9 protein-coding genes and 2 tRNA genes are annotated in these 12,662 nt (G+C 67.5%); 8 read left to right on the top strand and 3 right to left on the bottom strand.

Annotated features, from left to right (window positions below; translation table 11 throughout):
* The first annotated feature begins 63 nt into the window (after window positions 1-63).
* Genes gyrB through MRBLWO14_RS09255 form a run of 3 tightly spaced genes read left to right on the top strand, consistent with a single transcriptional unit; the run spans window position 64 to window position 5,152 of the window.
* Window positions 64-2,133 (top strand): DNA topoisomerase (ATP-hydrolyzing) subunit B, encoded by a 2,070-nt coding sequence (gene gyrB, locus MRBLWO14_RS09265; RefSeq protein WP_341932871.1) that lies wholly within the window; start codon window positions 64-66, stop codon window positions 2,131-2,133.
* Between the two features lie 53 nt (window positions 2,134-2,186).
* Complete coding sequence (gyrA, locus tag MRBLWO14_RS09260) at window positions 2,187-4,751, top strand: DNA gyrase subunit A (protein ID WP_341932870.1); 2,565 nt, start codon at window positions 2,187-2,189, stop codon at window positions 4,749-4,751.
* Window positions 4,748-5,152: a DUF3566 domain-containing protein gene (locus tag MRBLWO14_RS09255; RefSeq protein WP_341932869.1), complete on the top strand. Its 405-nt coding sequence runs from the start codon at window positions 4,748-4,750 to the stop codon at window positions 5,150-5,152. Before gyrA ends, MRBLWO14_RS09255 begins: the two co-directional genes overlap by 4 nt.
* A gap of 94 nt (window positions 5,153-5,246) precedes the next feature.
* Here the strand turns inward: MRBLWO14_RS09255 and MRBLWO14_RS09250 are convergent, their stop codons facing one another.
* Complete coding sequence (locus tag MRBLWO14_RS09250) at window positions 5,247-6,533, bottom strand: Fic family protein (RefSeq protein ID WP_341932868.1); 1,287 nt, start codon at window positions 6,531-6,533, stop codon at window positions 5,247-5,249.
* Between the two features lie 224 nt (window positions 6,534-6,757).
* Here MRBLWO14_RS09250 and MRBLWO14_RS09245 point away from each other — a divergent pair, with 224 nt between their 5' ends.
* From MRBLWO14_RS09245 to MRBLWO14_RS09225, 5 genes are all read left to right on the top strand, one after another.
* Window positions 6,758-8,026 carry a histidine kinase gene (locus MRBLWO14_RS09245; RefSeq protein WP_341932867.1) on the top strand — a complete coding sequence of 423 codons (1,269 nt, stop codon included), beginning with the start codon at window positions 6,758-6,760 and terminating at the stop codon, window positions 8,024-8,026.
* Window positions 8,014-8,703: a response regulator transcription factor gene (locus tag MRBLWO14_RS09240; protein WP_341932866.1), complete on the top strand. Its 690-nt coding sequence runs from the start codon at window positions 8,014-8,016 to the stop codon at window positions 8,701-8,703. Before MRBLWO14_RS09245 ends, MRBLWO14_RS09240 begins: the two co-directional genes overlap by 13 nt.
* Window positions 8,700-9,644, top strand: a complete 945-nt coding sequence (locus tag MRBLWO14_RS09235; protein WP_341932865.1) for a DUF4097 family beta strand repeat-containing protein — start codon at window positions 8,700-8,702, stop codon at window positions 9,642-9,644. The genes MRBLWO14_RS09240 and MRBLWO14_RS09235 overlap by 4 nt, the downstream gene beginning before the upstream one ends.
* An 83-nt stretch (window positions 9,645-9,727) precedes the next feature.
* Window positions 9,728-9,801, top strand: a tRNA-Ile gene (locus MRBLWO14_RS09230).
* Window positions 9,802-9,827: 26 nt separating this feature from the next.
* Window positions 9,828-9,900, top strand: a tRNA-Ala gene (locus MRBLWO14_RS09225).
* A 138-nt stretch (window positions 9,901-10,038) separates the two neighbouring features.
* Here the strand turns inward: MRBLWO14_RS09225 and manD are convergent.
* The gene (gene manD, locus MRBLWO14_RS09220; RefSeq protein ID WP_341932864.1) at window positions 10,039-11,277 is read right to left on the bottom strand and encodes a D-mannonate dehydratase ManD; all 1,239 of its coding nucleotides are present in this window, start codon (window positions 11,275-11,277) and stop codon (window positions 10,039-10,041) included.
* Complete coding sequence (locus MRBLWO14_RS09215) at window positions 11,274-12,491, bottom strand: mannitol dehydrogenase family protein (RefSeq protein ID WP_341932863.1); 1,218 nt, start codon at window positions 12,489-12,491, stop codon at window positions 11,274-11,276. Before MRBLWO14_RS09215 ends, manD begins: the two co-directional genes overlap by 4 nt.
* Window positions 12,492-12,662: the final 171 nt, after the last annotated feature.

Here is a 12,662-nt window from a genome sequence, read left to right as displayed (position 1 = left end):
CATTGCGCATCGAAAGCCCGCTAGACTGGGAGTTCGACATATCGATGTGGAGACTGCCCGCTGATGACGCCTGAATCCCCTGCTGACGAGACGGAATCGACCGACGGAGGCATCCCCGAGAACGCGGGCACCCCGGCACCGAAGGCTCAGCAGCCCGGTGAGTACGGCGCCGACTCGATCCAGATCCTCGAAGGTCTCGAGGCGGTCCGCAAGCGACCCGGTATGTACATCGGCTCGACCGGACCCCGCGGTCTGCATCACCTCGTGTACGAGATCGTCGACAACTCGGTCGACGAGGCCCTCGCCGGATACGCCGACACGATCCTCGTCACGCTGCTCGAAGACGGCGGCGTGCGCGTGATCGACAACGGCCGCGGCATCCCCGTCGACCCGCACTCGTCCGACCCCACGAAGTCGACCGTCGAGGTCGTGCTGACGATCCTGCACGCCGGCGGCAAGTTCGGCGGCGGCGCATACGCCGTCTCCGGCGGTCTGCACGGCGTCGGATCCTCGGTCGTGAACGCCCTCTCCACCCGCTTCGAGGTCGAGGTCAAGCAGAAGGGCTTCGTCTGGCGGCACAGCTTCGCGAACGGCGGCGCCCCGCAGCAGAAGCTCGAGAAGGGCGAGGCGACCGATCAGACCGGAACCGCGATCACGTTCTGGCCGGATGCCGAGATCTTCCAGGAGACCGTCGAGTTCGACTACGACACCCTCCGCACCCGCTTCCAGCAGATGGCCTTCCTCAACAAGGGCCTGCGCATCGAGCTCTCCGACGAGCGCCCCGGATCCGCCTATGAGGTGGAGCACGAGGGCGAGACGATCACGAAGCAGCCGAGCGACGTCTTCTTCTACGAGCGCGGCCTCGTCGACTACGTCGAGTACCTGAACAAGGTGCGTCACGCCGAGGTCGTGAACGAGGAGATCATCGCGTTCGAGTCGGAGGACACCGCGCGCAAGATCTCGCTCGAGGTCGCGATGCAGTGGACGACCTCGTACACCGAGAACGTGTTCACCTACGCGAACACCATCAACACCCACGAGGGCGGCACGCACGAAGAGGGGTTCCGTGCAGCGCTGACCACCCTGGTCAACCGCTATGCCAGGGCGAACAATCTGCTCAAGGAGAAGGACGACAACCTCTCGGGCGACGATGTGCGCGAGGGCCTCACGGCCGTCATCTCGATCAAGCTCGGCGAGCCGCAGTTCGAGGGTCAGACCAAGACGAAGCTCGGCAACACCGAGGCGAAGGCGTTCGTGCAGAAGGTCGTCGGCGATCAGCTCGGCGACTGGTTCGACCGCAATCCGGCGCAGGCCAAGAACGTGATCCGCAAGGCGATCGACGCGGCAACCGCTCGTCTCGCCGCCCGCAAGGCACGCGAGACCGCCCGCCGCAAGAGCGTCTTCGAGTCTGCGGCGATGCCCGACAAGCTCAAAGACTGCACGAGCAAGGATCCGTCGATCAGCGAGATCTTCCTCGTCGAGGGCGACTCGGCCGGCGGCTCCGCGGTGCAGGGCCGTGACCCGCACACGCAGGCGATCCTCGCGCTCCGAGGCAAGATCCTCAACGTCGAGCGCGCCCGCCTCGACAAGGCCCTCGGCAACAAAGAGGTCCAGGCGATGATCCAGGCCTTCGGCACGGGCATCGGCGAGGACTTCGACATCGAGAAGGCGCGCTATCACAAGATCGTGCTGATGGCCGATGCCGACGTCGACGGACAGCACATCACGACGCTGCTGCTCACGATGCTCTTCCGCTACATGCGCGGGCTCATCGAGGCCGGCTTCGTCTACCTCGCGATGCCGCCGCTGTACCGCCTGAAGTGGTCCAACTCCCCGCACGAGTACGTGTTCAGCGACGCCGAGCGCGACGCGCTGCTCAAGTACGGACTCGACAACGGCAAGCGGATCCCGAAGGATGCCGGCATCCAGCGCTACAAGGGTCTCGGCGAGATGAACGCCAAGGAGCTGTGGGAGACCACGATGGATCACACCACCCGCACGCTCCGGCAGGTGACCATCGAGGATGCCGCGGCGGCCGACGAGATCTTCAGCGTGCTGATGGGTGAGGACGTCGAGTCGCGACGCAGCTTCATCCAGCGCAACGCCAAGGACGTCCGCTTCCTCGACATCTGAGTGCGAGCGGTTCTCGCTTCGCTCGCTCAACGACCGGAAACTGAAGAGTACACATGACTGACGAAGAACGCCCCGACATCAACGAGGGCCACGACCACGGCCGGATCGACCAGGTCGACCTGCAGTCCGAGATGCAGCGCAGCTATCTCGACTACGCGATGGCCGTCATCGTGGGGCGCGCGCTCCCCGATGTCCGCGACGGACTCAAGCCCGTGCACCGCCGTGTCATCTACGGCATGTACGACGGCGGCTTCCGCCCGGACAAGTCGTTCTCGAAGTGCGCCCGTGTCGTCGGCGAGGTCATGGGTCAGTATCACCCGCACGGCGACTCGGCGATCTACGACGCCCTGGTCCGCCTCGTGCAGCCGTGGTCGCTGCGGTATCCGCTGGCTCTCGGCCAGGGGAACTTCGGCTCTCCTGGCAACATGGGCGCCGCTGCCCCTCGGTACACGGAGACCAAGATGGCTCCGCTCGCGCTCGAGATGGTGCGCGATATCGAAGAGGACACGGTCGACTTCACCGACAACTACGACGGGCAGACGCAGGAGCCGACCGTGCTCCCCGCGCGCTTCCCGAACCTGCTCGTCAACGGGTCGGTCGGTATCGCGGTCGGCATGGCGACCAACATCCCGCCGCACAACCTCCGCGAGGTGTCGGCTGCGGCGCTGTGGGCGCTCGACAACCCCGGGCTGCCGCGCGAGGAGCTCGTCGAGGGCCTGATCCAGCGCATCCCCGGTCCGGACTTCCCGACCGGTGCGCAGATCCTCGGCACGAAGGGCGTGCAGGAGGCGTACCGCACCGGCCGCGGCTCGATCACGATGCGCGCGGTCGTCAACGTCGAGGAGATCCAGGGTCGCACCTGCCTCGTCATCACCGAGCTGCCGTACCAGGTGAACCCCGACAACGTCGCGGTGAAGATCGGCGACCTGGCGCGCGACGGCAAGATCACCGGCATCGCCGACATCCGCGACGAGTCGTCCGACCGCACCGGCCAGCGTCTCGTCGTCGTCCTCAAGCGGGATGCCGTCGCGAAGGTCGTGCTGAACAACCTGTACAAGCACACCCAGCTGCAGGAGAACTTCGGCGCGAACATGCTCGCGATCGTCGACGGCGTGCCGCGCACGCTCGGCATCGACGGGTTCGTCACGAACTGGATCACGCACCAGCTCGAGGTCATCGTCCGCCGCACGCGCTTCCGCCTCGCGAAGGCCGAGCGTCGCATGCACATCCTGCGCGGATACCTGAAGGCGCTCGATGCGCTCGACGAGGTCATCGCGCTCATCCGTCGGTCCGCCACCGTGGAGGACGCGCGCGACGGACTGAAGACCCTCCTGGACATCGACGACGACCAGGCTCAGGCCATCCTCGACATGCAGCTGCGTCGACTGGCCGCCCTCGAGCGCCAGAAGATCCTCGATGAGGCCGCCGAGCTCGAGCGTCTCATCGCCGAGTACAACGCGATCCTCGGTGATGAGGCGCTGCAGCGCGACATCATCCGCGAAGAGCTCACGGGGATCGTCGACCGCTTCGGCGACGAGCGGCGCACGCACATCCTGCACGGGTTCGACGGCGACGTGTCGATGGAAGACCTCATCGCCGAAGAGGAGATGGTCGTCACCGTCACGCGCGAGGGCTACATCAAGCGCACGCGCAGCGACAACTACCGCTCGCAGCACCGCGGCGGCAAGGGAGTGAAGGGTGCGCAGCTGCGCGCCGACGACATCGTCGAGCACTTCTTCGTCACGACCACGCACCACTGGCTGCTCTTCTTCACCGACAAGGGCCGCGTCTACCGCTCGAAGACGTACGAGGTGCCGGAGGCCGGTCGCGACGCGAAGGGCACGCACGTCGCGAACCTGCTCGCACTGCAGCCCGACGAGAAGATCGCGCAGATCCTCGACATCCGCGACTACGAGGTGGCCGACTACCTCGTGCTCGCGACGCGCGACGGACTGGTCAAGAAGACGAGCCTCGCGAGCTACGACACGAACCGTCAGGGCGGCGTGATCGCGATCCGTCTGAATGACGAGGACGAGCTGGTCTCGGCGCTCATGGTGAACGCCGAGGACGACATCCTGCTCATCAGTCGCAAGGGGATGTCGGTGCGCTTCAGCGCCACCGATGAGGCCCTGCGCCCGATGGGCCGTGCCACCGCCGGCGTGAAGGGCATGAAGTTCCGCGAGGGCGACAGCCTGCTGTCCGCCTCGGTCGCCGCACCCGGCCAGTACGTGTTCGTGGTCACCGACGGCGGCTACGCGAAGCGCACCGCGATCGACGAGTACCGGGTCCAGGGACGCGGCGGATACGGCATCAAGGTCGCCAAGCTCAACGACGATCGGGGCACGCTCGCGGGTGGTCTGATGGTGTCGGAGGACGACGAGGTCTTGGTGGTTCTGTCCAGCGGCAAGGTGGTACGCTCTGCCGTGGCCGAGGTGCCCGCCAAGGGCCGCGACACCATGGGAGTGGTGTTCGCACGGACGTCGGAAGCCGACCGCATCCTCGCCATCGCCCGCAATGGTGAGCGGGGCCTCGCCGAGGAAGAGGAATCGGCCGAGGCGGAGTCGGACTCCCCCACCGCCTCCCCCGAGACACAGAACCCTGAGGACACCAACGCATGAGCACAGTAGCCGACAAGCTGGCGAAGAAGTCCACGCGCAAGACGGGCGGCAAGCAGGTTCGCCTGCGTCTCGTCTACGTCGACTTCTGGTCGGCTGTGAAGCTCTCGTTCCTGGGAGCCGTCGCGCTCGCGATCGTCACGATGGTGTCGTTCTTCCTGATCTACCTCGTGCTGCAGGCCACGGGCATCCTGTCCCAGGCCGACGACTTCATCAGCACCATCACCGACAACTCGGTGCGGATCTCGGAGATCGCCGGTCTCCCGCAGGTCATGGCCTTCGCGGCTGTCGTGTCGATCCTCAACCTGATCGTCTTCACCGTCCTCGGTGCGGTCGTCGCCGGTATCTACAACCTCGCCGTGAAGGTGACGGGCGGTCTGCTCGTCGGCTTCATGTCGAACTGACGCGCGACAGGGTCGGAGCCCGAACGAACAGAGGGGCGGATGCTGCGGCATCCGCCCCTCTCGTGTTCTCGCGCGACGGGTTCTCACATGCCTCTCAATCGAGGCGAGAGAGTCTCGCGGCGAGATCAGGCACAGGGGACCACGCGATCGGGTGCTTGGCCCGCCCTCGTTCGAGAAGGCCGAAGGATTCGATGTGGCTGAGGTCGTTGCGCGCGGTCTGCGTCGACACGCGGTACCGATTGGCGATCTCCGTCGCGGTGATCGCCAGCGGCGACTCCCTCGTGACCCACTCGATGATCTGGGTCTGCCGCATGTTGAACTCTCGGGCCGCTCCTCTCAGTGCGCTCTGCACGCGAAGCGACTCGCGGTGCCGCGCCGCGATGTAGGTGTCGAGCTCGTTCAGAGATCGCTGGATCACGCGCAGCTGATGGAGGATGAAGTACGTCAGATCATTGTCGTCGTCTTCGGTGTACTGATAGCTGTCTCCGTACTTTCCCGGGGCAGCTCGAAGAATCTTCGAGATCGTGAGGTACTCGGCGAGCCAGTACCCGTTGTGGAGCATCGACCAGTAGAAAGCCGTCCTCGCTATACGCCCGTTCCCGTCGGCGAAGTAGTGGTCGTAGCCGAACATGAAGTGCGTGATGATCGAGCGCACGATAGGCGGAATGTACGGGGAGTCCGTGGAGTCGCCGTTCGCGAACGACGTCAGCTCTGCGAGTCGTTGCGGGAGTTCTCGAGCGGGAGGCGGCACGTGAACCTGTGTCTCACCCGCCCACACACTGACTCTCGCGTGGTCGGGCGTTTCCAGGCGGCCCGCGTCAGAGGGTTGATCGAGTGTCCCCTCGGTCAGAACGGCGTGCAGTTCGAGGACCCACTGCGGGGTGAGAGGATCGGCTGCGGACTCCGTCACCACCTGCATCGCCCGATAGTTGTTCAGAATCATTCTCTCGGACTTCGTCCGGGGGTCCCGCCCTGTACTGAGAAGCTCCACGGCGACGCGGCGGCTCGTGGACGCGCCCTCCAACTGACTGGAGGTGATGGACTCTTCGACCAAGGACCGGACGACGAACATGTCGCGGCCGTCCGGCGTCATCGCCGCACCGCCGCCCACGACGCTGCCGCCTGACCGTCGACCGATCTCTTCTGTCAGCTGGAGCAGTTCGTCGGTCATGGCGAACGTGAAGCGTGATCCGTCCTTCGCCCTCAGGGCGACGGTGCGCATCTGGGAGCTCCGCTGCAGCTTCAGCCGAAACCACCACTCCTCGTGAGTGAGGCCGGCCGGGGGCTCTCGCCGGAGGAGCTGCTCCCAGTGGTAATACTGAGAGTCGTCGAGGGCGGGAGCGAAGAGCAGCGCATTGGCCCGCTCCGAGTCCGCGAGCACCTTCCTTCGCAGATCGTCCAACGGAGGCGCGGGGTGTCGTAACGGCATGGGATCCCCTTCACACAAAAGAAAACAAAGACCAGTACTTTGTTTTGTTTTCTTGTCAGTATCGCAGATGTCAGCGAACGCCGCGCGGCTGACGCGCGACGGAGTAGGGAAAACCGGAAGCGGGGTGTCGGGATCCCTCGGTGTCGGCACGTTCACCGAGCCCGTACTTTGGAACCATGACCACACAGACAGCCACGCCTTCCCAGGCCCCGGCCGCGAAGCCGCCGCTGCGTCTCTTCCTCACGCTCCTCCATCTCGCGGGCGTCGGGGTGCTCGGCGGGATCATCTTCAGCGCCCTCACCGGACTGCTCAGCGCCGGACTCGGCCTTCTGCTCGTCGCCGGCATCGGCGTCGTCCTGCTCGTCGGTCTCGTCTACGCGCTCTTCGCCGTCGGCTGGTTCGAGGTCGCGCGAGTCAGCGGCCTCTACCGCACGCCCATCGCCCCGCTGCGCTGGCGTCCCCGCGACCGCCCAGGCTTCTCGGGCTGGATCCGCGCGCTCGGACGGCAGGCGATCGACGGCCGCATGTGGCGGGCCATCGCGAACTTCGCCATCTCGGCCGTGCTCGGCTGGATCGTGCTGCGCCTGGCTTGGGGCCTCGTCTGGTCCATCGCCATCTGCTTCGCTCCGCTCGTCGGCGCCGGCACCGTCCTGGGTCCGTTCGGCGGGATGGGCATCACGGCTCCCTGGGCGCCGCTCGTCGGCATCCTGGGCATCGCCGCCTGCACGTTCGGCATGGTCGGCCTCGCCGCGCTCCACCGGGTGCTGTCGCTCTCGATCGTCATCCGCGCGAAGGAGGCCGAGCTCACCGAGCGCGTCCGCACCAGCACCGCGCAGCGCGAGGGCGCCGTGCGTGCCGCCGACGTCGAACGCACCCGCATCGAACGGGACCTGCACGACGGCGTCCAGCCGCGACTCGTCTCGGTCGGCATGACGCTCGGACTCGCGCAGCAGAAGATCGACACCGATCCGGATGCCGCGAAGGAGCTCATCACCGAAGCGCACACCTCGACGAAGGCGGCGATCACCGAGCTTCGGCAGCTGGCGCGCGGAATCCACGCCTCGGTCCTCGACGACCGCGGTCTCGACGCCGCCCTGTCGGCGCTGGCCGGCAGATCGCACATCCCCGTGCAGCTCGACGTGCGCATGGACGGGCGCTGCAGCCGCGAGGCCGAGGCAGCCGTGTACTTCTCGATCGCCGAGTCGCTGACCAATGCCGCGAAGCACTCCCGTGCGAGCGAGGCCCGCGTGACCGTGCGACTGCGCGAGGGCGGTGTGCTCTGGGCCCGGGTCGAGGACAACGGCATGGGCGGCGCGCAGGTGCAGCCGGGCGGCGGCCTCGACGGCATCGCCAACCGCATCCTCGCCGCCGGCGGCACGTTCCGTCTCGACAGCCCCGCCGGTGGACCGACCAGCCTGGAGGTGAACGTGCCATGCGCATCCTGATCTGCGAGGACTCGGTCCTGCTCCGCGAAGGTCTCGTGCGGCTGCTGGAGGACGCCGGCCACACCGTGGTCGCGGCCCTCCCCGACACGAACGGTCTCGCCGAGGCGGTGGACGCCGAGGCGCCCGAGCTCTGCATCCTCGACGTCCGCCTCCCTCCGACATTCACCGACGAGGGCATCCGCGCGGCGCTCGAGCTGCGGGCCTCCGATCCGTCGCTTCCGCTGCTCGTGCTGTCGCAGTACGTCGAGGAGCGTTACGCGTCCGACCTCATCGCCGCTCAGGGCGGTCCGCTCGGCTACCTGCTCAAGGATCGGGTCGCCGACGTCGCCGAGTTCCTCGCGTCGGTGCAGCGCATCTCGGAGGGTGCGACCGTGCTCGACCCCGAGGTGGTGGCGCAGCTGCTCACGCGGCGCAACCGCGACGACCGGATGATGCGTCTGACCGAACGTGAGCGCACCGTGCTCGCGCTGATCGCCGAGGGCAAGTCGAACCAGGCGATCGCCGGGCTGCTGTTCCTCTCGGAGGCGAGTGTCGAGAAGCACATCACCGCCATCTTCCAGAAACTCGGGTTCGAGCCGGACGAGTCGGGCAACCGCCGCGTGCTCGCCGCTCTCGCCCACATCGAGAACACCGGCGGGGCTACCCCGCCCACCGGCCAGACAGGAGCCGCACGATGACTACTCCCCAGCATGATCCCGCGTTCGACCCGCGGAGCGGACAGACTCCGCTGACTCCGCCTCCCGTCGCCGGACCCGAGGCACCGCCGGCGGCCACCGAGCCCCCGACCGGTGGACCCGGCGGCTCAGGGCGCGGCCCCGGCGTCACCGCGATCCTCGTGACCACCGCGGTGATCGGCGGCATCGCGCTGCTCGGATCGGGTGCCACGGCGGCCGTCGCCGCGACCGGCACGATGCTCTCCTCCTCGGGCGAGCGCGGAGACTCGGTGCAGACGGTGGATGCCGAGGGCATCACGAGCATCGACCTCGACGTCGACGCGGGCAACATGCGCGTCGAGTTCGGCGACGTCGACGAGGCGGAGCTCTCGGTCACCAACTCCCGGAACCCGGGATGGACGCTCGAGCGCGAGGGCGACGAGCTCGTGGTCCGCAGCCCCGATTTCGAGTGGGGCTGGTGGTTCGGCGGATGGTTCGGCGACGACCAGTCGGCCGTGCTCACTCTGCCGGAGGATCTCAGGACGGATGCCGTGGACGCCGACCTCACGCTCGACGCCGGCAGCCTCGACGTGGTCGGAGACTTCGGCGCACTCGACCTCACCGTCAACGCGGGAGCGCTCGATGTGGAGGGCTCGGCCGAGAGCCTGGCCGTCGAGATGAGCGCCGGCCGTGCGGACGTCGCGCTCGACGGCGTCGACCAGGCCGACCTCAGCGTCTCGGCAGGCGACATGAACGTCGACCTCACCGGACGTGCCCCGTCGCTGACGACGATCGAGGTCAGCGCCGGGTCGCTCGACCTCACGGTGCCCGACACCTCGTACGCCATCAAAGAGGACGTGAGCGCCGGCTCGCTCGACGCCCGGGTGGACAAGGGGTCGAGCAGCGCGCGCGTGATCCAGGTGTCGCTCTCCGCGGGCAGCGTCACCATCCGCCCCGGCGCCTGATCCGTCACGAGGGCGGGACTCTCCCGGGTCCCGCCCTCGATTCGGTATTTCCGAGATTCTCCGGTAAAGTCTTGGAGGTTGACGGGGCTATAGCTCAGGCGGTTAGAGCGCTTCACTGATAATGAAGAGGTCCCAGGTTCAAGTCCTGGTAGCCCCACTCCTTAACTCAAGAAGTACCCTCACGGGGCCTTAGCTCAGTTGGTAGAGCGCCTGCTTTGCAAGCAGGATGTCAGGAGTTCGAATCTCCTAGGCTCCACACTGTGTTGAGACAGTTCGAGAAGGCCCCGCCGAGTGCGGGGCCTTCTCGTTTCTGCGATGGCGGATGCCTCACGCCGGGCGCGACGGCTCTCTCCACAGTTGTTAACAGATCTGTTAACAACTGTGGAGTCCGCGCTCACCAGTCGTGGACGGTGCCGTCGAGCAGGCGGTTGTACGGCAGATAGGCCTGCTCGTACGGGTACTTCCCCGCCTCGTCGACGTCGAGCTCGACGCCGAGACCCGGCTTGTCTCCGGGGTGCAGGTAGCCGTCCGTCCAGGTGAATGACTGCTGGAAGACCTGGTCGGTGCGCGAGCCGTGCTTCATGTACTCCTGGATGCCGAAGTTGTGGATCGACAGCCCGAGGTGCATGGCGGCGGCCATCCCGACAGGGGAGATGTCGGTCGGCCCGTGCATGCCTGACTTGATCTGGTACATCGCGGCGTAGTCGAGCGTCTTCTTCAGCGCCGTGATGCCACCCATGTGTGTGACCGCGCCGCGGACGTAGTCGATGAGCTGGTCGCGGATGATGTCCTTGAAGTCCCACACCGTGTTGAAGATCTCGCCGATCGCGAGCGGCGTGGTCGTGTGCTGGCGCACCAGTCGCAGCGCTTCCTGGTTCTCCGCCGGGGTGCAGTCCTCGAGCCAGAACAGGTCGTACGGTTCGAGGTCCTTGCCGAGACGCGCGGCCTGGATCGGGGTCATCCGGTGATGGCCGTCGTGCAGCAGCGGGATGTCGGGGCCGAATTCGTTGCGCACGGCCTCGAAGACACCGGGGAGGTGGTTGAGGTAGGCCCGGGTGTCCCAGTCCTCCTCGACCGGCTTCGCGCCGCGACGGGCGGGTTCGTGGTCGTACCGCACGCTCGCGTCGCCGACGTCGGCTCCCTGCGCCGCGATGCCGTAGATCGCCTTCAGCGTCGGCACACCGGTCTGCACGCGGATCGCCTTGTATCCCTGCTCCTGGTGGGCGCGGATCGAGTCGAACAGCTCGGGCAGCTCCTTGCCCGAGGCGTGCCCGTACGCCATGAGCCCGTTGCGCGACGCCCCGCCGAGCAGCTGATACACCGGCAGCCCTGCGACCTTGCCCTTGATGTCCCACAGGGCCATGTCGACCGCGGCGATCGCCGCCATCGTGACCGGCCCCCGGCGCCAGTAGGCGCTGCGGTACAGGAACTGCCAGGTGTCCTCGATCCGCGACTCGTCTGCGCCGATCAGCAACGGCGCGACGTGCTCGGTGAGGTAGGCCACGACGGCCAGCTCTCGCCCGTTCAGGGTGGCGTCGCCGAGTCCCGTGACCCCGTCCGACGTGGTGAGCTTCACCGTGACGAAGTTGCGGTCGGGGCTGGTGACGATCACCTCTGCCTTGTCGATGGTCATTTCGTGTCTCCTTGCGGGTTCTGATGCGGGCGGGGGGTGAGGTGGGCGATGACCGTGTCGATGCGCTCCCCGTCGGAGAGGGGTTCGAGCATGCGAGCGACATCGAGCGTGGTCCGGTCGGGCGGTGGGAGTTCGAGGAGCGAGCGGATCCAGGAGCCGACGGCGGCGCGCTGCGCTTCTCCGCCGCCGAGGCCCGCCTCCCTCCGTCGGCGCAGCGGTGCGAGGATGCGCACCGGCACCTTCGCGGCGCTGTCGCGGCTGATCTGGTCGAGACGGTGGGCGATGCGGGGGTTCGCGAACCGGATGCGGAGGTCGTCGAGCCAGGGATCGAGATCCTCCGGCGGGAGATCGATGACCGCACGCTGCTCCGTCCACAGCGCCTCGACCGCGTCGCGCAGCGCATCGTCGGCGAACGCCTCGCTCACGGTCTCGTAGCCGTCGAGGCGACCGGATGCCGCGAGCAGGGTGTGCCCGGCGTTCAGCAGCCAGAGCTTGCGCTCCTCGTAGGGAGCGACGTCGTCGACGAAGCGCGCCCCCGCGGCATCCCAGGCGGGGCGCCCCGCAGGGAACTCCCCGTGCAGGATCCATTCCGTGAAGGGCTCGGTCACGACGACGGCGGGGTCGGAGACGCCGGTCAGCTCCCGCGCGGCCTCGACGTCCGCGGGCGTCGTGGCCGGGGTGATGCGGTCGACGACGGTGTCGACGAACGCCACGTTCTCGGTGATCCAGGCGGCGTCCGCGCGCGCGTGCGCGAGGACGGCGTCGCGCAGCATCCGGCCGTTACCGGGCAGGTTGTCGCAGCTGACGATCGCGATCGCTCCCGCTCCGGACGCCCGCCTCGCGGACAGACCGGCGGCGATCCGAGCAGGAGGACCGGCGTCGACCGCGTAGCCGGGCTCGGTCACCGTGAGGGTGAGCACTCCCGTGCGCGGGTCGGCGATGGTGTCGAGCCAGGCCCGCGCGTCGTCGCCGGGGACCGCCGCGGAGATCGAGCGGATGGTCTCGGCGGTGTCGCCGTCGGCGGCGCGCTCGATGAGGGTGTAGGCGAACCGCTGAGCCGCGAGCAGTCGTGCGGCGTCGGGGCGACGGCCGGTGAAGGCGGTGATGCGCCAGTCGTCGTGGGCGTGCTCGGTGTACCACGCCTGATGCGCGCGATGGAAGGCACCGAGGCCGAGGTGGGCGACGCGCCGGTCGGTCGTCGGGGTGCCGGTCACGGTCGAGTCCCTCCTCGTCGATCCGGCACGTGGGGTTCGGTGCCGCACACGGCCCCTGGCTGAGCCGGTGCAGATGATCGTTGCAGTGCAAACGTTTGCATGCAACCATCGCCGCTAACCCGGCGACGGGCCCCGGAAACCCGAACCACAATGACGTCTGAAGGAGTATCG

The sequence above is a fragment of the Microbacterium sp. LWO14-1.2 genome (assembly GCF_038397715.1).
Taxonomy (GTDB): Bacteria; Actinomycetota; Actinomycetes; order Actinomycetales; family Microbacteriaceae; genus Microbacterium.
The sequence above is the reverse complement of the archived record's forward strand: the minus strand, read 5'-3'. Positions and strand labels throughout refer to the sequence as shown.

What these genes read in the sequence shown, in the direction of transcription:
- MRBLWO14_RS09235 (WP_341932865.1), top strand. Translation starts at nt 8,700, where the DNA reads ATGACTACTCCCCAGCATGATCCCGCGTTCGACCCGCGGAGCGGACAG.
- MRBLWO14_RS09240 (WP_341932866.1), top strand. Translation starts at nt 8,014, where the DNA reads ATGCGCATCCTGATCTGCGAGGACTCGGTCCTGCTCCGCGAAGGTCTC.
- manD (WP_341932864.1), bottom strand. Translation starts at nt 11,277, where the DNA reads ATGACCATCGACAAGGCAGAGGTGATCGTCACCAGCCCCGACCGCAAC.
- gyrA (WP_341932870.1), top strand. Translation starts at nt 2,187, where the DNA reads ATGACTGACGAAGAACGCCCCGACATCAACGAGGGCCACGACCACGGC.
- gyrB (WP_341932871.1), top strand. Translation starts at nt 64, where the DNA reads ATGACGCCTGAATCCCCTGCTGACGAGACGGAATCGACCGACGGAGGC.
- MRBLWO14_RS09245 (WP_341932867.1), top strand. Translation starts at nt 6,758, where the DNA reads ATGACCACACAGACAGCCACGCCTTCCCAGGCCCCGGCCGCGAAGCCG.
- MRBLWO14_RS09255 (WP_341932869.1), top strand. Translation starts at nt 4,748, where the DNA reads ATGAGCACAGTAGCCGACAAGCTGGCGAAGAAGTCCACGCGCAAGACG.